The following is a 22796-nucleotide window of genomic DNA, read 5'->3' as shown; positions in this document are numbered from 1 at the left end:
GCATGATTGAGAGGTTGTGATGCGACACGAAAAAATCACCGGTATGCCACGGGTCGCCATCCGCCTGGCGGCGGGGTTGTGCGCGCTTGTACTGTCGGGCGCGGCGGCAGCGGATGACATCGACTTGTTCACCGGTGTGCAGCCGAATGGTGGCGAGCCCAACCTGCTGCTGTTGCTGGACAATGCAGGCGGCTGGAACGCGGATGCTTCCTTCACGTGTCCGCAGGCTGGCGTGGTCTTGCCGATCAACGCCGGCAAGAGCGTTGGCTTCGAGCAGTGCGCGCTGCATAGCGCCGTCAATTCCATCGCGACGCAGCCCACCCTGCTGGGCAAAGTGCGCATGGGCATGATGATGTTCGGCACGTCCACGAACAACGGCGCCAAGTTTCGCTATCCGGCGACCCCGCCGAGCCCCCTGCCATTGATGGATGCAAACGGCATCAGCGCCTTCCAGAGCGTGATCCGCTCCATCGACCGCAACGTCGACGGTACTGGCAATGCGCAGGTCGCGGGCGGCATGCAGGAAGCGTGGGCGTTCTTCTCCGGCAACCGTGGGATCTCCGGCACGCAGTACTCCACGCCGATCCTCGACTCCTGCCAGCGCAACTTCGTCATTTTTCTCGCCAATGCCACCAACAGCGGCAAGCCAAACGATTCGGGCCAGGTTGCCAAGGTCCAGCCGCTGATCGATGCGGGCGCGAACACGGCGCAGCAGAAGGAAATCGTCATCAGCCCCAATAAATACCAGTCCAGCTGGGGTGACGAGTGGGCGCGCTTCATGTATCAGACCGATATCCTGAAGAACGACGCCAACCGCCAGAACATCATCACCTACACCATCGCGGTCACGGACGGCAGCAATCCTGAATATGTGCGGCTCGTACAGAGCATGGCCACGAATGGCGGCGGCAAATCGTTTGTCGTCCAGAACGGCGACGTCAGCGGCCTGGCGTCTGCTCTATTGCAGATCCTCAATGAAGTGCAGGCCGTCAACAGCGTGTTCGCCTCCGTCAGCTTGCCGGTCAGCGTCAACAGCCAGGGCACCTATCTCAACCAGGTGTACATCGGCATGTTCCGACCGGATGCCACGGCCTCGCCGCGCTGGCAGGGTAACCTCAAGCAGTACAAGCTGGGGTACGACGATCAGAATGAGCTCGTGCTGCAGGATGCCAAGAACCAACCTGCCCTGAGCGGTGCGGGAACGGGCTTCCTCTCCGCGAATGCGGTGAGCTTCTGGACTGCGGACCGTTACACAGGTTCGCCAAAGGACGGCCCGTTCGCCTTTACCACCTCCTACTCCACCAGCCTCGTGCCGAGCTGGCCGACGAACGGATACTGGGTCAACAGCCCCGCCAGTACTGGCGGCGCGTTCGATGCGCCAGACGGCGAGGTGGTCGAGAAAGGTGGCGCTGCGCAAATGCTGCGCGCCCAGTTCCTGACCTCGCAGGCTGGCCGCCAGTTGTATACCTGCAATGGTGTGGGAACCTGTCCGACAGGCGGTCCCATGCCCGCGTTCGACACCGCTAACAGCTGGCTCACCGGTACCAATGGCCAAGCGGCCATGAATATTACGGCGGCCAATGCGAGCAAGCTGGTGAACTGGGTCCGCGGCGCGGACAACAACAGCAATGAACAGCAACTGGGGCCGGGCTCTCCCGTGACCGTGCGCCCCTCCATTCATGGCGATGTGCTCCATTCCCGGCCAGCCGTGGTTAACTATGGTGGATCCACCGGTGTGGTGGTGTTCTATGGGGCCAACGACGGCGTCTTCCGGGCGATCAACGGCAACCAGACCCAGGGTATCGGTACGGTACGCCCTGGAGGCGAGTTGTGGGGCTTTATTGCGCCCGAGTTCCACGGCCGGTTGAAACGGCTGTTCGATAACAGCCCGCAGTTGAAGCTCGCCAAGACACCGAGCGGCATCATCCCGGCCCCGCTGCCCAAGGAATATTTTTTCGACGGCGCTACATCGGTCTACCAGGACACGCGCGATCCCGCCAATCCCAAGGTTTATCTTTATCTGACGGCACGGCGCGGCGGCGCATTGATTTATGCGCTCGATGTCACCAACCCGACCGCACCGCGTTTCCTTTGGAAGAAAAGCAAGACCGAGATCCCCGAGCTGGGCCAGACATGGTCCCAGCCGAAAATCATCCAGGTCAGGGGGCACTCGCGGCCGGTCCTGGTGATGGGCGCTGGCTACGATACCGCTGAAGACAGCGATCCTGCACCGGGGACCAACACCGAAGGGCGTGGCATTGTGGTGCTTGATGCAGTGAATGGCAACGTGGTGTGGGCCGGTCTGAAATCGTGCAGTGGCGTCTCGGGCGGCACGTGTCTGCCGGTGTCGACCATGGACCGTGCCATCGCTGCCGACATCAGCGTACTGGACCGCAATGGCGATGGCTATGTCGAGCGCTTCTATGCCGCCGATGTGGGCGGCAACATCTGGCGTGTCGACCTGGAGCATGGCACCAGCAATGCTCCGGCGACCTGGAGCGTGGCGCGGCTGGCCACGCTGGGTGGCACGGGCAACGCTGCCCGGAAGTTCCTGTATCCGCCGGATGTCGTCGCGACCGGCGCATTCGATGCCGTGATTGCCGGCTCGGGCGACCGTGAGCATCCGCTGCATTCCTACTCCACCACGCCCGGCACCGCCTACAACGTGGTGAACCGGCTCTATATGCTGCGCGACCCGCATACCACGACCGCCATGCCGTCGACGTGGGTGCCATTCACGGAGGCTGATCTGTTCGATGCCACGAATGCACTCTACGATGGCTCGAAGCAAGGCTACTACGTGACCCTCACCAACCAGGGCGAGAAGGTCGTGAACGCACCGTTGACCGTCAGCGGTATTACGTACTTCGGGACGAATACCCCGACCGCGCCAGCGCCAGGAGTATGCTTCCCCGACCTCGGGACCTCGCGCGGCTACCGCATCAGCTTCCTGACCGGGGCGGGCAAGACGGACGAGCGTGCTGTGGTGTTCGACCGTACGGTGGGCCTGCCGCCTTCGCCGGTATTCGGTGTCGTGCAGCTCGACAAGGACGGCAAACCGGTTACGGTGCCCGTAGTCATCGGCGGCGAGAAACCGTTGAATCCGACACCGACAGTGCAGGGGGCGAGCCACCGCAAGCGTACCTATTGGTACATGAATACCGACCGCAAATGAGCAAGGACTGGCGCAGGCTGGGCTCCTGGCTCAGCAGTCGCCGGTCATGTCGGAGGGCACCACCCACTGGTCGAACTGCTTTGCCGTGACATGGCCAGAGGCCAGCGCGGCGTCGCGTAGCGACAGGCCTTCGCGCATCGCCAGCTTGGCGATCTCCGCCGCCCGGTCGTAGCCGATATGCGGATTGAGCGCCGTGACCGGCATCAGCGAGCGCGCCAGCAGTTCAGCAATGCGTGCCCGATCTGCCTCCACGCCCGCCACCATATGCGTGGCGAAGCTGTGTACCGCATCTCCCAGCAGGCGGATCGACTGCAGCAGGCTATAGGCGATGACCGGCTTGTAGGCATTCAGGTCGAGCGTCCCCAGCCCATTGGCTAGCGTGATCGTGGTGTGGTTGCCGATGACGCGTGTGCAGACCATCGCCAGCGCTTCGGCCTGGGTAGGGTTGACCTTGCCGGGCATGATCGATGACCCGGGCTCGTTGGCCGGCAGCAACAGTTCGCCAAGGCCGGCGCGTGGTCCCGAACCCAGCAGCATGAAATCGCGGGCGATCTTCAGCAGCGCTGAGGCGCTGGTATTCAGGGCGCCAGACAGATCCACCAGCGCATCGTGCGCCGCCTGCAGGGCAAAGCGGTTGGCGGCCGGAATGAACGTCAGGCCGGTATGTCGCGACAAGGCCGCGGCAAAGGCCGCCGCAAAGCCTGCAGGCGCATTCAGGCCGGTGCCGACCGCGGTGCCTCCCTGGGGAATCGCCAGCGCCCGCTCCAGCGCCGCGGTGATCCGGGTCCGCGCATCAGCGGCCTGGGCCGCATAGCCGGAGAATTCCTGGCCCAGCGTCAACGGCACCGCATCCTGCAGGTGGGTACGGCCGACCTTGACGACGTCCGCGAAAGCAGCCACCTTGTCTTCAAGGGTTTCCTGCAGATAGGCCAGTGCCGGCAGCAGTGCACCATGGGTTTGCTGCACGGCGGCAATATGCATGGCCGTCGGGAAACTGTCGTTGGATGACTGGCTCGCATTGACATGATCGTTCGGATGCACCCGCGCGGCACCGGCATTTGCACCTGCACTGGCTTGCAGCAATGCGGCAGCCCGGCGGGCGATGACCTCATTGAGGTTCATATTGGTCTGCGTACCCGAGCCCGTTTGCCAGACGACCAGCGGGAATTCCTCTGGCCAGTGCCCGTCGGCGACTTCCTGGGCCGCGGTCGCGATGCACGCAGCCAGCGCTGGGGGCAGCACGCCAAGTTCTTCGTTGGCTTCGGCGGCGCTGCGCTTGAGCACGGCAAAGGCACGAATCAGCTCGTCCGGCATGCGCTCTCCGCCAATGCGGAAATTCTGCCGCGAGCGCTCGGTCTGCGCGCCCCACATGCGTTCGGCAGGGACCTCGACCTCGCCGAGGCTGTCGCGTTCTGTCCGCGTCGGGCGGAAAGAAGAGTCATCGGGATTCATGATCGGGCTCCGGAAGGGCAATGGTTCTATTCTGACCCGTTTGGGGCGTCAAAGTTATCCCTGATCGCGGCATGGGATAACGCGACCGCTACGTCAGGCAGGCGATGCAAGAAACTCAACCGAGCTGATGAGAACACAAGTATGATTGCGTGATTGGTTATCTTCCAGCCGCCGCATTGGCGGCCCGTACGGGACGGATGACAGGAAGCTACCGGTATAACTGTCACCAGAGATGGAGCGTCATTTGACTCCCCGCGACAGACATCTCCGAGCCGCCGAAGAGCTGGTCGGTATCGGCAGTTGGTATTGGGACCTGCGCACACAGCAGGGCACATGGTCGAACGGCATGTTCAAGCTGTTCGGCCTGAAGCCCGTTGCCAAGGCGCCGAGCACGGACGAGCTCGCGGGCATGCTGACGCCGCAGAGTTTCGGCCGTGCCCGGAAAATGCTCGAACTGCTGGTGGCGCGAGGCATCCCCGCCGATGTTGAAATCGAAGTCATCCACCCCGACGGCGACCACCGTTGGCTGCAGCTGCGCGCCGATATCGAACGCGATGCCAATGGCGAACCGGTTGCTGTGCTGGGTGCCGCCCAGGATGTGACCGCGCAGCGCCAGAGCAACGAGCAGTTGCGCCTGCTGCGCCGTGTCATCCAGTCTGCTGCCTGTGGCATTGTCGTGGCCGATGCCCTCCAAGAAGATCTGCCGCTCGTCTACGTCAATCCTGCTTTCGAGGCCATGACCGGTTATCGGGCCGACGAGGTGCTGGGCCGCAATTGCCGTTTCCTCCATTCCACCGAAAGCGGGCAGGCCGCACTCAACGAGGTACGCGCCGCGCTGCGTGAACAGCGCGAGACACGCGTGCTGCTGCGTAACTTCCGCAAGGACGGCCAGCTGTTCCTCAACCAGTTCCTGCTCTCGCCAGTGCGCAATGCCGAGGGCAAGGTTACGCACTACGTCGGCATCCAGGAAGATGTGACCGAGCGTGAAATGGCGCGGCAGCGCGTGGCCGAGCACACCATGACCGATCCGCTTACCAGCCTGCCCAACCGCTACCTGCTGATGGATCGCGTAAGCCAGGCCATTGGCGTGAGTGCCGCCGCGCAACAACGTTTCTATTTTGCCCTCTTCAATATCGACCGCTTCAAGGTCATCAACGAAAGCCTCGGCCATGTCGGTGGTGACAAGGTCTTGCGCCGCATTGCCGAGCGCCTGACGAAGATGGTTGGCCCGGCCGATACTGTCGCCCGTTTTGGGGCCGACGTCTTCGCCCTGATCATCTCGCACACCACGATCGCGAGAAATGGTTTTGACCTGGACCTGTTCGACACGCCGCTGATGGTCGACGATACCGACGTCTTTGTCACCACTAGCATCGGCATCGCCGAGTATCCCACGCATGGCCATGATTTCGAGACGCTGTTCCGGCATGCCGAGATCGCCATGTATCAGGCCAAGTCAAGCGGCGGTAACCGGGTCGAATTCTTCCGGCCGGAAATGGACGTAGGCGTCTCGCATCGCCTCAATCTCGAACACGAGATCCGCGAAGCCCTGGCCGCGCAGCAATTCCGCCTGCTCTACCAGCCGCAGATCGACGCTGTCACCGGGCGCATCTGCGGCGTGGAGGCCCTGATTCGCTGGCTGCATCCGACGCGCGGCGTGCTGCCGCCGGCAGCTTTCATTCCGATGGCCGAGGAGAGCGGCCTGATCGTCGACATCGGCAACTGGGTGCTCGAGGAGGCTGCGCGCCAGCGTGCCGCGTGGCGCGAGATTGGTGTCGAGGATGATGTCGTGATCTGCGTCAACGCCTCGCCGCTGCAATTCCGGCGTGGCACGGTGCTGCCGACGCTGCTGCGGCTCAAGCGTGAATACGGTTTCGACAGCGGCTTCCTCGAGATCGAGGTGACCGAATCGATGCTGATGGACAGTGCGGGGCGGATGATCGAAGACCTGATGGCGATCCGCCAGCTGGGCGTGAAACTGTCGATCGATGATTTTGGCACCGGCTATTCGAGCCTCGCCTATCTGAAGCGCCTGCCGATCGACATGATCAAGATCGACCGCGCCTTCGTCAACGACGTGACCACCGATCCCAACGACGCGGTGATCTGTACCACCATCATCGCACTGGCCCACAACCTTGGCGTGAAGGTCTGCGCCGAGGGCGTGGAAGGCCAGGAACAGTCGGACTTCCTGCGCCAGCAGCAGTGCGATGTCCTGCAGGGCTATCATTTCAGCGCCCCGGTGCTGCCGGACGTAGTGACCGATATGTTCACGTCGGGACGTACCTTCCAGACCTGATCCGGCGGGCTGGCGGCTTCCGCCGCCTCCCACGCCTCGCCTGGACCTCAGGTCCGCAGTGCCTTGAACAACATGTAGCCGGCCAACACGTACAGCATCACGGCGAATACCCGCTTCAGCTGCCGCACATCCAGCGCATGCGCGGCGCGCGCACCCAGCGGCGCAGTGCAGACGCTGGCCACTGAAATGATCCCCAATGCCGGCAGATACAGAAAGCCGAAGGTGCCGGGCGGCAGCCCATGCAGGTTCCAGCCGGCGAAGATGTAGCCCATCGTGCCTGCCAGGGCGATGGGAAAACCCAGCGCGGCCGAGGTGGCGACGGCAGTGTGGATGGCGACGTTGCACCAGGTCATGAACGGTACCGAGATGAATCCGCCGCCCGCGCCGACCAGCGCCGACAGCACGCCAATGAGGCCGCCGGCGCCGAACAGGCCGCCGCCGCCCGGCAACTGGCGTGTCGGCTTGGGTTTCTTGTCGATGAACATCTGCGTGGCGGAAAACGCCACGAATACCGCGAACACCAGGGTCATGACCTGGGCCGGCAGCATGCGGGCGATCATCGGTCCGATCAGTGAGCCGAGGATGATACCCGGCGCCAGCAGGCGCACGATATCCCAGCGCACCGCGCCGCGCTTGTGATGTGCGCGCACCGACGACAGCGAGGTAAAGCAGATCGTCGCCAGCGAGGTGGCCACCGCGATCTTGATGATCGCCTCGTTGGGAAAGCCTTGTAGCGTTAGCATCAGCGTCAGGAACGGCACCAGCACCATGCCGCCGCCGATGCCGAGCAGCCCGGCGAGAAAACCCGTGCCGCAGCCAAGCAGCAACAGTTGTATCACCAGCATCAGGTCGAGATTCACAAGTTACTCCAGACAATAAGAAAACTGCGCCCGGCACCGCCGCGCCAGGGCGGGCAGGGCAATGTCGTCATACGATTCAATGTGAGCCGGGTTGCGGTAGCTACTCGGGAAGTGTGCTTCCCTGCCGCGGCCGCCGTCAGCCGCTGGCCCGCATGGGTACGGTCGGGGCCAGCCCCGCAGCAGCTTCGTGGGCGGACGACACATGCGCGCGCATCTCCCGATACGCGCCGACGGCGTCGCAGGCAAGAATGGCTTCGACGATGCCGCAGTGCTCGGCATACGAGGCGGCTACGCGGTCGAGGCGCGTAAACTGCGTGCGCCGGTAGGGCGCGACGCGGTGGCGCAGGCCCTGTGCCGTCTCGATCAGCACCGGGTTGTGCGAGCCCTGCAGGATCAGGGCGTGCAACGCGCCGTTGTGCTGGTCGTAGCGGTTCATGTCGCGAGCCTGCATGGCCGCCCTGCCTTCGCCGTGCAGGGCATCCAGCTGCTGCCGCTCGCTTTCCGACATGCGCAGCGCGGCGTAGCGCGCGCACGCTGCCTCAAGCTCGCCGATGGCTTCGAACATGTGTGTCAGCCGCTCGGTGGTGATGCTCGCTACCACCGAGCCGCGATTGGGACGGCATTCCACCAGCCCCATGATGGCGAGCTGCTTGAGTGCCTCGCGGATCGGCGTACGCGATACGCCGAACTGTTCTGCGAGCGTGATTTCTTCGAGCCGCGTGCCGGGCATGAACCGGCCCAGCACGATGTCATCGGCAATGCGGCGGCAGACATCGTCCGCCATGCGCCCACGTCCTGTCATCCTGCGCCCCTTGTCCCGAATCAGCAGCCGACTGCCTGGCCGTCACGCCGGTGGTCCGAACCGGCGGCGTAGACCGCGCTGTCGGTACCGGACGTCGCCGTATCGAGCCGCGCCACCAGTTGAGCGCTGCCAAACTCCAGGTTGCCATGCGGCAGCACACGCGGGGTGTGGCCCATGGCCACCAGGCCATCGACCACTGCCTGCGGGACGGTCGGCTCGAGGATCAGCGTGGCGGTATCGTCGATCCGCCAGCGCGGCGCATCGGAGCAGGCCTGCGGATTGTGGCCCTCGGCCACATAGCGCAACACCATCTGCACGTGGCCCTGCGCCTGCATATTGCCGCCCATGACGCCAAACGCCATCACCGGCTGGCCTTTGCGCGTCAGGAACGCCGGGATGATGCTGTGCAGCGGGCGCTTGTTGCCGCCTACCTGGTTGACGTGGCCCGGCGTGGTGACAAAACCGATGCCCCGGTTGTGCAGGGCGATGCCGGTGCCTGGCACCACCACACCCGAACCGAAGCCCTTGTAATTGGACTGGATGAACGACACCATGCGGCCTTCCGCATCCGCCGCGCACAGGTAGACCGTACCGCCCGAGGCTGGCTCGCCGGGCCCATAGCTGCCGGCGCGGGCAGGGTCGATCAGCCGGGCGCGTTCCTGCAGATACGCCCGATCGAGCAGCTGCTCCGCCGACACACGCATGTGCGCAGGATCGCCGACGTGCGTTTGCAGATCCGCAAACGCCAGCCGCATGGCCTCGATCTCCAGGTGCATGCGCGCCGCGGAGCCGGGCGCCGTGGCATCGTAGGGCAGATGCTCGAGCAGGCCGAGCGCGATGAGCGCTGCCAGCCCCTGGCCGTTCGGCGGAATCTCGTGCACCGTGTGACCATGGAAGTCGACCGTCACAGGCGTCACCCATTCCGGCTGGTGCGCGGCCAGGTCTTCCGCCGTCAGCGCGCCGCCATGCTGTGCCGAGAAAGCAGCGATGGCCTGCGCCAGCCGGCCGCGATAGAAGCTCTCGCCGCGCGTGCGGGCAATTTCCTGCAGGGTGTCGGCCTGCTCCGGAAAGCGCCAGACCTCACCGACACGCGGTGCGCGGCCTTGCGGCATGAAGGCGGTGAAGCCAGGCTGCGCGGCCAGATCTTCCACCGCCTGCGCCCACTGGCGCGCAATCACCGGGCTCACCGGGAAGCCGTCGCGCGCATGGCGCATGGCGTCCTCGAACAGGCTTTCGAACGGTAGCCGGCCGAACCGCTCCGACAGTGCCGCCCAGGCGGAAACGCCGCCTGGCACGGTCACGCTGTCCCAGCCGAGATTGGGCATCTTGTCGCGACCGGCAAACCGCTCGGGCGTCCATGCCGCCGGCGAACGCCCGGAAGCATTCAGGCCATGCAGCCCTTTGCCATCCCAGATTAGCGCAAAGGCGTCGCCGCCGATGCCGTTCATGGTCGGCTCGACCACTGTCAGCGTGATGGCGGCCGCCAGTGCCGCATCAATGGCATTGCCACCCCGCGCGAAAACGGCCGCGCCAGCCTGCGCCGCGAGCGGCTGCGAGGTCGAGACCACGTTGCGGGCCAGCACAGGTTGCCGGCCGGAAGGGAAGGGCAGGTTCCAGTTCATTTCAGACATCTCACCAATCTCAATCAGGAATCAGGGCCATTCAAAAATAACAGCCACCCAGAATTTACAGCGACACGTTTGCCGTCTTGATCACCGTGCCCCACTTGGCACGGTCGCTCGCAGTCACCGTTGCCAGCCGGCGTGCGTCACCGTACGTCACGACATAACCTTTCTGCTGCAGGCTGTCGATGACCGCGGCATCGGCCAGCACTTTTTCCAGCACCTCACCAAGACGCGCGCGAATATCGGCGGGCGTGCCCTTGGGGGCGTACAGGCCGAACCAGTTGTCCGCATCGTAGCCCGGCAGGCCCGCTTCGGCGACCGTGGGCAAATCCGGATAGATCGGTACGCGTTTGCTGGTCGCGACTGCCAGTTGGCGCAACTGGCCGGTTTTGACGAAGGGCTGGGAGGCCGCCACGCTGTCGAACATGAACGATACCTTGCCCGAAATCAGGTCCGGCAGGGCCTGCGAGCTGCCGCGGTAAGGCACATGCACAGCCGTCACGCCGGCGCGCTGCTGCAGCAGTTCCGCCTCAAGGTGCGAGAGCGTGCCGTTACCCTGCGAGGCATAGTTGATCTTGCCGTCGTTGGCCTTCAGCCAAGTGATGAATTCCGGCAGCGTTTTCGCTGGCACCGAGGGGTGGACGTTCAGAATGTGCGCGCCGTTGGCGAGCAGCGCAATCGGCTCGAAATCACGCGTGATATCCGACGTTGCCTTCGGATACAGATGACCGGCGATCGCCTGGTTGGTCAGGGCGCACAGGAACAGGTTGTAGCCATCGGCCGGCGCCTTGGCGCCTGCATCGAGACCAATCATGCCGCCCGCGCCGGGCTTGTTCTCCACGACCACCGACTGACCGAGCTGGCTGGTCATGCCCTGCGCGATGATGCGCGCCAGGATGTCCGTGGCGCCGGCGGGCGGAAACGCGATCACCATGCGCAGCGGGCGCGTCGGGTAGCGCGACTGGGCATGTGCCGGCAGGCCCAGGCTGGCCATGGCGGCGGCCAGTGCGAGCCCACCGCCATGGCGCAGCAGCGAGCGGCGCGACGGCACGGGGTCCGAAGGGCTGGAGCTGGCGGGGGGGAAGAATGGGTTCGATTGCATGCAGGTCTCCTCGTTGTTGACGTTATGGGCGCTACATTGCATACAATCATGGCATTGCTTTTTCGGCTTGTGCATGTATTTCCAAAAGCCTTGTTCTGCCTTGTTTTTCAAAGGATTGTATTTGGCATAAAGGGCGCCGGCGAGGCGGTGGGCCGTCTCCCCTCGTGTATGCACGATGGCCCCTGGTGAGACGATTTTCCGGCCTGCCCCACTTCAGAAGGGCAGGCGCCGCCACGTGGCCAAGCATGCTTGATCCAAGTCAATATTCCGCTGCAGGCGTTCTGTACAATGGTGTCTGTGGCATTCATGTAGTCCTAATTCCTACAAAATGAAGGACATATGGATGACATAGAAGCGGAGTAAATTACCTCTTGTCATGGCCGGACGGCCACACAACAATAGGAACATACAAAACGGCGGACCGGAATCCACCGGCCGACCATAAGAGCCTCGCCAAAGTAGCGAGACTCTGTTTTTTTGGCAGCGACTGTTGCCGGCTGGGGTCATACGGGGTTGCACGCGACTTGCCGCTACGGCTTGGAGACGCGTGCGAATACGCATGGAACCGACCGATGCTGCCTCTTTGCACACGACGGGAACCATGAAGACTCCAGAATTACTATCCGAGATCAGTGAGTTGAATCTCACCTATCTCATGCTCGCCCAGCGCATGCTGGCGACAGACCGCGACACCGCCTTGTTCCGCCTCGGCATTTCCGAGGAACTGGCGGACATCCTGCAGGAAATCTCCCCCGCCCAGCTTGTGAAGCTCGCCAGCACCAATGTGCTGCTGTGCCGCTTCCGCCTGGACGACCACGCCATGCTCGGCCTCGTGACCCAGCCGCACCGCGAGACCGGTCTGCAGCAAAGCCAGATGTCCATCCTGCTGGCCCGGCAGGGCGTAGCGCAGGTCGGTTGACGTTCGACCGGTTGACTATCCATGCGTTATACCTCCGTGATGAGCGAGGTGGAGCAGATCCATCTCGCCGCTGAACTGATCCAGCTCGGTTCGCGCCTGCAATTGCTGGAAACCGAAACCACGCTCAGCCGCGAGCGGCTGGTGCGCCTCTACAAAGAAATCCGCGGCGAGTCGCCGCCCAAAGGCATGTTGCCCTTTTCGGCGGACTGGTTTCTCACCTGGGGACCGAACATCCATGCGTCGATCTTCTATGGCATCTACGATTTCCTGGGCCAGCACAGCCGCGTCACCGGCATCCGCCGTCTGATTGCTGCCTACAAGCTGTACCAGGAACACCTGCAGGTCCATCAGCAGGAAGAAGTGCTGTCGATCACGCGTGCATGGATGATGCTCAAGTTTTTCGACAGCAAGATGCTCAAGACCGTGGTGTGCCAGCGCTGCCATGGACATTTCGTGGCGCACACCGGCGACCTGCACGACAACTATGTCTGCGGCGTCTGCCAGCCGCCATCGCGCGCAGGCAAGAAGAAGCGCGCACGTACCACAGCCGATTGACCTTCATCGCCGCCATGCAGATGCATGCGCGGCAACCCTCAAGTTCTCCTTCCGCCTGCCGTTAATTCCTCTGAGGCCGCGTGTCGCGGCCGTTCAGTCAGGGAGTATTCGTCAGTGCTGGTCGCCTTTGGTTACCTTGTCATCGTACTGGCCGTATTCGGCGGATACTCGCTCGGAGGCGGCCATCTCGGACCGCTGTTCCAGCCGGTCGAACTGCTGATCATCGGCGGCGCGGCCGTGGGCGCGTTCATCGTCGGCAACGACCGCAAGGCCATTGTCGCCACGCTCAAGGCATTGCCCCATGCCGTGCGCGGTTCCAAGTACACCAAGGAACTGTACATGGAAGTGATGGCCTTGCTGTACGTGGTGCTCGCCAAGATTCGCCGCGACGGCATGATGTCCATCGAGTCCGACATCGACAATCCGGAAGAGAGTGAACTGTTCAACAGCTACCCCGCGCTGCAGGCGCATCCGGGTGCGCTCGTGTTTGTCACAGACTATCTGCGCCTGATGGTGGGCGGCAATCTCAATCCGTTCCAGATCGAAGCCCTGATGGATCAGGAAATCGATACCCATCACCATGAAGAAGAGATGCCAGCGCGGATCATCGCCAAGGTGGGCGATGCCATGCCGGCCTTCGGCATCGTCGCCGCCGTCATGGGCGTGGTCCACACCATGGGTTCCATCGGCCTGCCGCCTGCCGAGCTGGGCCAGCTGATTGCCGCCGCGCTGGTCGGAACCTTTCTCGGCATTCTGCTCGCCTATGGTTTTGTCGGCCCGCTGTCGTCGCTGATCGAACAGCGCGCCGAAGAATCGACCAAGCTGTACCAGTGCATCAAGGTCACGCTGCTGGCCAGCATGAACGGATATGCCCCGGCCATTGCAGTGGAGTTTGGGCGCAAGGTGCTGTTCTCCACCGAGCGTCCCTCGTTTGCCGAACTGGAAGATCATGTGCGCCAGTTCAAGGCCAAGGCATGATGGCAGCGCCTGACAGGAACGTGGCATGAGTCGATCCAACACGCCCACCTTCATTGTCATCCGGCGCGCCAAGCGCAAGGCGCACGCGCACCACGGCGGCAGCTGGAAGATTGCGTACGCCGACTTCATCACCGCGATGATGGCCTTCTTCCTGCTCATGTGGCTGCTCGGCACCGTGTCGCGTGCCGAACTGAGCAGCATCGAAAGCTATTTCCGCACGCCGCTCAAGGTGGCAATGTTCGGCGGCAACAGTTCCGGCGACCAGTCCAGCATCCTGTCCGGCGACATGGCGATCCGCCAAAGCATGCCGCAGCCCCACCCGGTGCCGGCCGACGCCATCACGCGCGAGCGCGGCCGCAGGCCCGCGGCCGAGGATCCGGCGCTGATGCGCCTCAAGCGCGAAATCGAGGCGCGTGCCGAAAGCAATCCGGTGATGCGCCAGTACCGCAAACAACTGCTCATCGATATCACTTCCGAAGGCCTGCGCATCCAGATCGTCGACGAGCAGAACCGGCCCATGTTCGCCATGGCCAGCGCCGAGGTCGAGCCGCACATGCGCGTGATCCTGCGCGAGATCGGCGCGGCGCTCAACGACGTACCGAATGCCATCAGCCTGTCCGGCCATACCGATGCCACGCAGTACAGCAGCCAGCGCGGCTACAGCAACTGGGAACTGTCGGCGGACCGCGCCAATGCGTCGCGCCGTGAGCTGGTCGCGGGCGGCATGCATCCGGACAAAGTCAACAAGGTGGTCGGGCTGGAAGCCGCCGTGCCGCTCGATCCACAGAATCTCTACAATCCAATTAACCGCCGCATCAGCATCATCGTCATGAAGCGCGGCGAGGTTGAGCCGACGCCAGGGCTGATGCCGGTTCCGGGGATCTCCGCCGCGCCAGTTCCCGATGCACCGGCGGCGCCGGCCGCGATGAGCGGAAAGATCTCGACGCCGCCGGCCGGTACAGCAGGCGGCGTGGTTACCAGTGCGACCAATGAGCCGACTGCCAGTCCGGGCATGCGTCCGGACGCCAGCGCACCGGTCAGCCCGGCAACCGCAAAGGCCGGACGCAATCCCGCAGCATCCGTTTCATCCGCGACGCCATCCGCAGCGATTCCCGTACCGCCCGCCGGACCGGCGGTACATCCCAAGTCCGTCATGGCAGAGGCCCGTTCATGAGCCCTCATATTCTCGTCGTCGACGATTCCGCTTCCATCCGCCGCATGATCGCCGCCTGTATGGCGCACTGCGCCTATGGCGTCGCCACGGCCGACGATGGTGCAGCGGCCGCTGCGCTGGCCCAGCGTGAGCGCTTCGATCTGGTGATCACCGATCAGGTCATGCCCGTGATGGACGGCCTGTCGCTGATCCGGACCTTGCGTGCCTTGCCCGCCTATCGGCACACGCCGATTCTCATGCTGACCACGGAAGCCGGCACAGACAGCCGCGAGCAGGCCCGCGCCGCCGGCGCCACCGGCTTCCTGGCCAAGCCTTTCGATCCTGATGGCCTGATGCAGTCGGTGCAACAGTTGCTTGCCCTGCATCCTCCCGTTTCCGCTCCTTCCTGCTGAGTGTCGCATGACCATCGATATCCGCCAGTTCTACGACACCTTCTTCGAAGAAGCCGACGAGTTGCTGATCGAAATGGAGCGCCAGCTGCTTGCGCTCGATCCGGCTGCGCCCGACGTGGAGGCGCTGCATGCCATCTTTCGCGCCGCGCATTCCATCAAGGGAGGCGCCGCAACCTTCGGCTTCCAGCACATGACCGAGCTGACGCATGTGCTGGAATCAATTCTCGATCGCGCGCGCACCGGCGCACTGGCGCTGCGCGAGGACATGGTGGATGCCTTTCTGGAAACTAAAGACGTGCTGAACGCTCAAATCGACGCCTATCGCCACGAACAGCCGATCGACACCGATACCCTGGCCTACATGGTCGAGCGCTTGCAGCGGATTGCCGGCGAACCTGCGGGCGATGTGCCCGCGCCAGCCGTATCCATGCCAGCGCCGACGGTAGAGACACCCTTACCGATCCCGGCTCCAGCCGCTGCGGGGACGGACGTCGCGGCAGGTCCCGTGCTGGATATCCGCCTCAATGACATCGCCGACAGCGATTGCGAACTGCTCATTGCCGAACTTGGCCACCTGGGACAGGTTTTGACCCACGCACGTACCGGCACGGACAGCCATGTCCGCCTCGCCACCGCCTGCTCCCCGGACGATATCGTTGCCGTTTGCTGCTTCATCATCGATGCCGAACAGATCGCCATCACGCCGGAAGTGTCGTCCCTTGCTTCTGCTGCAATAGCAGTCGACACTACGCCGGCGGCGCAACCCGATACAGTTCACACCGCTGCCGGCAACGCTGCAGGGACGTCCGGCCCAGTGGCCCCCTCCACCCCGGTACGCGAACGGCCCGCCAGTCAAGGCACCGGGCATGCTGAATCCAGCTCGATTCGCGTTGGCATCGAGAAAGTCGATCAGCTGATTAACCTCGTCGGCGAACTCGTCATCACCCAGGCCATGCTGGCGCAAACCGCGACCAGCCTCGACGGCGTCGCGCATGAGCGTCTGCTGAATGGCCTGAGCCAGCTCACGCGCAATGCGCGTGACCTGCAGGAATCGGTCATGTCGATCCGCATGATGCCAATGGAATATGTCTTCAGCCGCTTTCCACGCCTTGTGCGCGATCTCGCGCACAAGCTTGGCAAGCAGGTGGAGCTGGTGACGGCGGGGCAATCGACGGAACTCGACAAAGGGCTGATCGAACGCATCATCGATCCGCTCAATCACCTCGTGCGCAACAGTCTCGATCATGGGCTGGAAAGTCCCGACGAGCGCCGCGCCGCTGGCAAGGATGCGGTCGGCCGACTGTTCCTCAGCGCCGCACACCAGGGCGGCAACATCGTCATCGAAGTCGGTGACGACGGGCGCGGCCTCGATCACGACAAGATCCTGCGCAAGGCACGCGCACAGGGCATGGCGCTGCCGGACACCCTGACCGAGGACGAGATTGCCCAACTGATCTTCGCGCCCGGCTTTTCCACTGCCGACGCCGTGACCGATGTGTCGGGGCGCGGGGTCGGCATGGACGTCGTGCGCCAGAACATCAAATCGATGGGCGGCTATGTCGAGGTGCGCTCGCAGCGGGGCCAGGGCACGACCATCCGCATCGTGCTGCCGCTGACGCTGGCGATCCTCGACGGCATGTCGGTCAAGGTCGGCGACGAGATCTTCATCCTGCCGCTGTCCTGCGTCTCCGAATCGCTGCAGCCGCGTCATGAAGACCTGAAGAGTGTACCCGGACGCGGCGCCTTGCTGCAGGTCCGCAACGAGTACGTCCCGCTGGTGCCGCTATCGGCGCGTTTCGATATTGTGCCGGCGATTCCGCGTCCGGAGGACGGCATTGTCGTGATCCTCGAAGCCGAGGGCCGCAAGATCGCGCTGCAGGTGGATGAGCTGGTCGGCCAGCAGCAGGTGGTGGTGAAGAACCTTGAGACCAACTATCGGCGCGTCCCGGGGATTTCCGGCGCGACTATCCTGGGCGATGGCAGCGTGGCGTTGATCATCGATGTCGGCATGCTGATGCGTGAACCGCGTCAGGCCGCCTTCGGCCATTCAGTTTTGCCGGAGCATGCCGTTAATCCAGACCAGGGGTCGCACAACACGCTGGAGCGGGCACAGGCCGCCGGTGAAGCCGGACAGGGTGCGGCGCGCATTGCGGCGTAAAGGCATCGCGGCAAGCGGCATAGCAGTTCACGGGGCATGGCGAGTATCGAACCGGCCCAGGCATGGCACGGTTTGCACGGGAGCATATATGGAATTGAATCGGGAAGACGGTAGCGGGGAAGAGTTCCTGGCGTTTACGCTGGGCCATGAGGAATATGGCATTGACATCCTCAAGGTGCAGGAAATCCGTGGCTATGAAACTGTCACACGCATTGCCAATGCGCCGCCGTTCATCAAGGGCGTGATCAATCTGCGCGGCATCATCGTGCCGATCGTGGATCTGCGGATCAAGTTCCAGCTGGAATCAGTCGAATACAACCAGTACACCGTGGTCATCATCCTCAACCTGACCGACCGCGTGGTCGGCATCGTGGTGGATGGCGTGTCGGACGTGCTGACTTTGCAAAGCCAGCAGATCCGTCCGGCCCCGGAATTTGCCGGTGCGCTCGATACGCAGTACATCCGCGGCCTCGGCGCCATCGACGAACGCATGCTGATCCTGATGGATATCGAACAGCTGCTGCGAGCGCCGGACATGGCGCTGGTGGAGTCCGCAGAAATGGCCTGACAGATATAGCACGACAGCACTAGGGGATAGCATGCGCAACAACCAGCCAGTGACGACAACCGAGTACAAGCTCAATCCTGATCACTACCTGATCTCCCGCACCGACCTGAAGGGGCGCATTACCTACGCGAATCGCGCCTTCATCGAAGTCAGTGGTTTTCCGGAAGAAGAGCTGATCGGCGCGCCCCATAATCTCGTCCGGCATCCGGACATGCCCCCGGAAGCCTTTGCCGATCTGTGGAAGACCGTACAGGCGGGCAAGACATGGTCCGGCTTCGTCAAAAACCGGCGCAAGAGCGGGGACTACTATTGGGTTTCTGCGACGGTAACCCCGACCCAGGTGGACGGCCAGGTCGTCGGTTATACCTCGGTGCGCTCCATGGCGACGCAGGCGCAGATCGACCGTGCCACCCAGATCTACACCCGCTTCCGGGAAGGTCGGGCACGCGGCCTGGCCATCCGGGAAGGCGCCGTGGTACGACGCGGACCTGGCGCCATCATCGATGTCTTTTCCAACCTTACGATCCAGCGCCGCATCTTTCTGTCGCAGGCGGCACCGCTGGCATGTTTCGCGGCCCTCGCCGCCATGTTGTGGGGTCTCGTACAGTGGCGTGGCTATACGCCGAGTGTCAACGAGATGCTGGCCTGGCTGCTCGGCACGCTGGGTGTCGCCACGCTCGTCAGTGCAATCGGCGGCAGCCTGCTGGCCCGCCGCCTGGTGTCGCCGCTGCGCCAGACGCTCGACTTCGCCTTGCGCCTTGGGGCTGGCGATCTGTCGACCTCATTGCGCTCCGGCATGCATGATGAAGTCGGAAAGCTGATGGCCGCCATGAACACCATGCAACGCAGCCTGATGTCTGTCGTCGGCGATATCCAGAAAGGTGCCGGATCGGTAAGTACCGCCACGTCGCAGATTGCCGCCGGTAACCTGGATCTGTCGCAGCGCACCGAGGAGCAGGCATCGTCGCTCGAACAGACCGCGTCGAGCATGGAGCAGCTCACCAGCATCGTGCGCCAGAACACCGACAATGCCCGGCAGGCCAGCGGGCTGGCCGTGAACGCCTCGCAGATCGCCATGAAAGGCGGCGAGGTCGTGGGCCGCGTGGTCGGCACGATGGCGGACATCAACGACAGCAGCCGCAAGATCGTGGACATCATCGGCGTGATCGAAGGCATCGCCTTCCAGACCAATATCCTGGCCCTGAACGCAGCGGTGGAAGCAGCCCGGGCTGGCGAGCAGGGCCGTGGCTTTGCAGTGGTCGCCGGCGAAGTACGCAGCCTGGCACAACGCAGCGCCGAAGCGGCCAAGGAAATCAAGGCGCTGATCAACGACTCGGTGTCGCGCGTCGAGAACGGCACGCAACTGGTCGACCAGGCCGGCCGGACGATGGACGAGATCGTGGAGGCGGTGAAGCGCGTGACGGACATCATGGGCGAGATCAGTGCTGCCTCGGAAGAACAGAGTTCGGGCATCGAGCAGGTGAACCAGGCGGTGACGCAGATGGACCAGGTAACGCAGCAGAACGCGGCGCTGGTGGAAGAAGCCGCGGCAGCCGCCGAATCGCTCAACGAACAGGCCAGCAAGCTGCGGGAAGCCATCTCGGTGTTCCGCACGCGCGGCATGGCGATGGCAGCCTGATCCCGCAAGGCCGTTCCTTCTGGATTTAACCCGATTTTCAACACGGCGAGTGGCAACCCCAGGTTCGTCGCACCCGGTGTGCAGCCTGTCCCGCGGGACAGGCTCTTTTTTATCTCGTGTCTGCTGGCGCCGTCTGCCCACGGTAGCACGGCTAAAGCTTTGGCGCAGCGTGCCGTTACTACGGGATGACAGCCTTTCATCCAACGGCCTGCCCGACCGCCAGCTTGCCTTGCTGACGGTCAGGCCGCCCTCAGCGAGATATCGACAATGCAATGGTTTGATCGTCTTCCCCTGAAAGCAAAGCTGGTCGGCAGCTTTCTGCTTGTGTCCGCGCTGTGCGGCGTTGTCGGTACCCTGGGTGTGTTCAGCCTGGCTCGCGTGAGCGGCGAGACCGACAATATGTACAGTCGAGAACTGCGAGGCCTGGAGGCCGTCCAGCAGGCCAATATCGGTCTGCTCTATGCCAGCCGTGCGCAGATTGCTTTGCTGTCTGCGTCGACCGTCAGCGAGCGCAAGAGCGGCGTGAAACAGATCGAGGACAGCCTCAAGACCATGGCGGACGAAGTCGCCGCCAGCCGCCATACCTTCATGCTGGGCGCAGCGGGCCGCGCCATGATCCAGGAATTCGAGGCGCTCAGTGCACCGCTGCAGCAGCGCTTTCTCGATTTTGCCAAGCTGGTCACTCAGCAGCCGCTAGATGCCACCATGTTCGATGGCGCGGTATTCGAGTCGAGCGACCAGCTGCTGAAAGACACCAAGGCATTGGAAGAGGTCCTGGGCCGCATGGTGGCGCGTCGTGCCGAGTTCGCAAAAAACGCAATGGAAAATGCTGACCAGACCTACCAGACCATGCGTCTCGTGATGGTGTCGCTGGTGGCGGCGAGCGTGGTGGTCAGTATCGGCCTTGGCCTGTTTCTCGCGCGCGTCGTGGGGCGCCAGCTCGGCGGCGAGCCGGCGTACGCCAGCGAGATCGCTCGCCGGATTGCCGAGGGCGACCTGACCGTCAAGGTCAATGTGCGTGAGCAGGATCGCTCCAGCCTGGTCTATGCCATGCAGCAGATGCAGCAGCAATTGAGTCATACGGTTGGCAACATCAAGCTCTCCGCCGATTCCATCGCTTCGGCGACGCAGGAGATCGCCGCCGGTAATACCGACCTGTCGCAGCGTACCGAAGAGCAGGCATCGTCGCTCGAACAGACCGCATCGAGCATGGAGCAGCTCACCAGCATCGTGCGCCAGAACGCCGATAACGCCCGCCAGGCCAGCGGCCTCGCGGTGAATGCGTCCGATATCGCCAGCAAGGGCGGGGCGGTGGTGCATCAGGTGGTCGGCACGATGGCGGACATCAACGACAGCAGCCGCAAGATCGTGGACATCATTGGTGTGATCGAAGGCATCGCCTTTCAGACCAATATCCTGGCGCTGAACGCGGCGGTGGAAGCGGCCCGGGCTGGCGAGCAGGGCCGTGGCTTTGCAGTGGTCGCCGGCGAAGTACGCAGCCTGGCACAACGCAGCGCCGAAGCGGCCAAGGAAATCAAGGCGCTGATCAACGACTCGGTGTCGCGCGTCGAGAATGGCACGCAACTGGTCGACCAGGCCGGCCGGACGATGGACGAGATCGTGGAGGCGGTGAAGCGCGTGACGGACATCATGGGCGAGATCAGTGCTGCCTCGGAAGAACAGAGTTCGGGCATCGAGCAGGTGAACCAGGCGGTCACGCAGATGGACCAGGTAACGCAGCAGAACGCGGCGCTGGTGGAAGAAGCCGCGGCAGCCGCCGAATCGCTCAACGAACAGTCGGTGCGCCTGAAGGAAGCCATCGCAGCCTTCCGCGTCGATCGCCATGCTGTGGCGCCGTCCGTATCGGCCAAGCCCGATGCCTTGCCGGGCGCCCGCCAGTCGGGCAGCGCTGCCTTGGCGCGCAAGGTCGTTGCCAAGGCCCAGGCGACCGTCAAGCCGGCCCCGGCCGCCAGTGCAGCGGCAACGGCTGCCGATGCAGTTTCGGCAGTCGCGGCAAACCCGGTTGCGCCGGCTATCCCGGCGACGGTCGCCACATCTGCCGCCAAGCCGCGCGCGCTGAAACTGGCGAGCACGGCAGATGATGAGGAATGGACATCGTTCTGAGTGTTGCAGGCGGGCGGTCATGCCGCCCATACAGGCGATGGTGTCACTGGATGGAAGGATAAGGTCATGAGCAGCGCTACGGCGTCCTCGCGGCAGACGGGTCGGGAGTTTCTCTTCACGCCGCACGATTTTTCCCGCATCCGCAGCCTCATCTACCGCCGCGCCGGCATCGCGCTTTCCGAGCGCAAGAGCGAGATGGTCTACAGCCGGCTGGCGCGCCGCCTGCGGGCCGTCAATCATGTCAGCTTCGCAGCGTACCTGGATGCACTTGAGGGCGATCAGCTGCCCGGCGAGTGGGAAGCCTTTACCAATGCGCTGACCACCAATCTCACCGCCTTCTTCCGGGAGGCGCACCATTTTCCCGTGCTGGCCGATCACGCACGGACGCGCCTGGCGCGCGGCGAACCCTATCGCGTCTGGTGTTCCGCCAGCTCGACCGGCGAAGAGCCATATTCCATCGCCATGACGCTGGCCGATGCCGCCGCCGCCACGCCGGGGGCGCGCAACGCCGCCATCTCCGTGCTGGCTTCCGATGTCGATACCTCGGCGCTCGCCAAGGCGCAGGCAGGCGTGTATCCGCTGGAGCGCGTCAATGCCTTGTCGCCTGCCCAGCTCAAGCAGCATTTCCTGCGCGGCACCGGGCGTCGCGCCGGGCTGGCGCGCGTGCAGCCGCAACTGCAGGCGCTGGTGACGTTTCAGCAGATCAACCTGCTGGCCGAGGAATGGCCGCTGACCGAACGGTTCGATGCGATTTTCTGCCGCAACGTCATGATCTATTTCGATAAGCCCACGCAGTCGCGCATCCTGCAGCGCTTTGAGCGCTGGCTGAAGCCCGATGGCCTGCTGTTTGCCGGGCACTCGGAGAATTTCACGAGCATTTCGCAGGCCTTCTCCTTGCGCGGCAAGACGGTCTATGCCTTGCGCGCCGCTGGCTCGGCGGGTGCATGAACGCCGCCGCCGTGCCTGCACAATCG

Annotated in this window: 16 protein-coding genes and 1 pseudogene; 12 read left to right on the top strand and 5 right to left on the bottom strand. The window is 63.6% G+C overall.

Features of this window, described 5'->3' with window-relative positions:
• The first annotated feature begins 19 nt into the window (after nucleotides 1–19).
• Entirely contained in the window at nucleotides 20–3175 is a 3156-nt protein-coding gene (locus ACQ3C8_RS15890; RefSeq protein ID WP_428853122.1) for a pilus assembly protein, read from the top strand.
• Nucleotides 3176–3205: 30 nt separating this feature from the next.
• Here ACQ3C8_RS15890 and fumC read toward each other — a convergent pair whose 3' ends face one another.
• On the bottom strand, nucleotides 3206–4627 hold the full coding sequence (fumC, locus tag ACQ3C8_RS15885; RefSeq protein WP_009523484.1) for a class II fumarate hydratase: 1422 nt from the start codon (nucleotides 4625–4627) through the stop codon (nucleotides 3206–3208).
• Between the two features lie 244 nt (nucleotides 4628–4871).
• On the opposite strand from fumC, the gene ACQ3C8_RS15880 reads away from it, so the two are divergent.
• A complete protein-coding gene (locus ACQ3C8_RS15880) occupies nucleotides 4872–6926 on the top strand; it encodes a putative bifunctional diguanylate cyclase/phosphodiesterase (protein ID WP_428853121.1) in 2055 nt (684 codons plus the stop codon).
• A gap of 47 nt (nucleotides 6927–6973) precedes the next feature.
• Here ACQ3C8_RS15880 and ACQ3C8_RS15875 read toward each other — a convergent pair whose 3' ends face one another.
• The 4 genes from ACQ3C8_RS15875 to ACQ3C8_RS15860 form a co-directional block, all read right to left on the bottom strand.
• Nucleotides 6974–7771, bottom strand: a complete 798-nt coding sequence (locus ACQ3C8_RS15875; RefSeq protein ID WP_428853287.1) for a sulfite exporter TauE/SafE family protein — start codon at nucleotides 7769–7771, stop codon at nucleotides 6974–6976.
• 151 nt (nucleotides 7772–7922) lie between these two features.
• A complete protein-coding gene (locus tag ACQ3C8_RS15870; protein WP_037030612.1) occupies nucleotides 7923–8588 on the bottom strand; it encodes a GntR family transcriptional regulator in 666 nt (221 codons plus the stop codon).
• A 20-nt stretch (nucleotides 8589–8608) separates the two neighbouring features.
• Entirely contained in the window at nucleotides 8609–10210 is a 1602-nt protein-coding gene (locus tag ACQ3C8_RS15865; protein ID WP_428853286.1) for a gamma-glutamyltransferase family protein, read from the bottom strand.
• A gap of 64 nt (nucleotides 10211–10274) precedes the next feature.
• The gene (locus tag ACQ3C8_RS15860) at nucleotides 10275–11315 is read right to left on the bottom strand and encodes a Bug family tripartite tricarboxylate transporter substrate binding protein (protein WP_428853120.1); all 1041 of its coding nucleotides are present in this window, start codon (nucleotides 11313–11315) and stop codon (nucleotides 10275–10277) included.
• Nucleotides 11316–11916: 601 nt separating this feature from the next.
• On the opposite strand from ACQ3C8_RS15860, the gene flhD reads away from it, so the two are divergent.
• The 10 genes and pseudogenes from flhD to ACQ3C8_RS15810 all read left to right on the top strand — a co-directional run bounded on the left by flhD (nucleotide 11917) and on the right by ACQ3C8_RS15810 (nucleotide 22770).
• Nucleotides 11917–12234 (top strand): flagellar transcriptional regulator FlhD, encoded by a 318-nt coding sequence (flhD, locus tag ACQ3C8_RS15855; protein ID WP_037030639.1) that lies wholly within the window; start codon nucleotides 11917–11919, stop codon nucleotides 12232–12234.
• Nucleotides 12235–12255: 21 nt separating this feature from the next.
• Nucleotides 12256–12789, top strand: a complete 534-nt coding sequence (gene flhC, locus ACQ3C8_RS15850) for a flagellar transcriptional regulator FlhC (RefSeq protein WP_009523477.1) — start codon at nucleotides 12256–12258, stop codon at nucleotides 12787–12789.
• 114 nt (nucleotides 12790–12903) lie between these two features.
• Entirely contained in the window at nucleotides 12904–13767 is an 864-nt protein-coding gene (gene motA, locus ACQ3C8_RS15845; RefSeq protein WP_009523476.1) for a flagellar motor stator protein MotA, read from the top strand.
• A gap of 25 nt (nucleotides 13768–13792) precedes the next feature.
• Nucleotides 13793–14632: pseudogene (gene motB / locus ACQ3C8_RS15840) on the top strand (flagellar motor protein MotB); the annotation flags it as partial.
• 305 nt (nucleotides 14633–14937) lie between these two features.
• Nucleotides 14938–15333: a response regulator gene (locus ACQ3C8_RS15835; protein WP_428853119.1), complete on the top strand. Its 396-nt coding sequence runs from the start codon at nucleotides 14938–14940 to the stop codon at nucleotides 15331–15333.
• A 7-nt stretch (nucleotides 15334–15340) separates the two neighbouring features.
• Nucleotides 15341–17491, top strand: a complete 2151-nt coding sequence (gene cheA, locus ACQ3C8_RS15830; RefSeq protein ID WP_428853118.1) for a chemotaxis protein CheA — start codon at nucleotides 15341–15343, stop codon at nucleotides 17489–17491.
• A gap of 88 nt (nucleotides 17492–17579) precedes the next feature.
• On the top strand, nucleotides 17580–18059 hold the full coding sequence (locus ACQ3C8_RS15825) for a chemotaxis protein CheW (RefSeq protein ID WP_009523472.1): 480 nt from the start codon (nucleotides 17580–17582) through the stop codon (nucleotides 18057–18059).
• A gap of 31 nt (nucleotides 18060–18090) precedes the next feature.
• Nucleotides 18091–19698, top strand: coding sequence for a methyl-accepting chemotaxis protein (locus ACQ3C8_RS15820; protein ID WP_428853117.1), 1608 nt, complete (start codon nucleotides 18091–18093; stop codon nucleotides 19696–19698).
• 267 nt (nucleotides 19699–19965) lie between these two features.
• On the top strand, nucleotides 19966–21822 hold the full coding sequence (locus tag ACQ3C8_RS15815) for a methyl-accepting chemotaxis protein (protein ID WP_428853116.1): 1857 nt from the start codon (nucleotides 19966–19968) through the stop codon (nucleotides 21820–21822).
• 66 nt (nucleotides 21823–21888) lie between these two features.
• Nucleotides 21889–22770 (top strand): CheR family methyltransferase, encoded by an 882-nt coding sequence (locus tag ACQ3C8_RS15810; protein ID WP_009524228.1) that lies wholly within the window; start codon nucleotides 21889–21891, stop codon nucleotides 22768–22770.
• The last annotated feature ends 26 nt before the right edge of the window (nucleotides 22771–22796 follow it).

Origin of the sequence: Imbroritus primus, assembly GCF_964332355.1 — a bacterium.
Taxonomy (GTDB): domain Bacteria; phylum Pseudomonadota; class Gammaproteobacteria; order Burkholderiales; family Burkholderiaceae; genus Imbroritus; species Imbroritus primus.
This window is presented reverse-complemented; position numbering and strand designations above follow the sequence as displayed.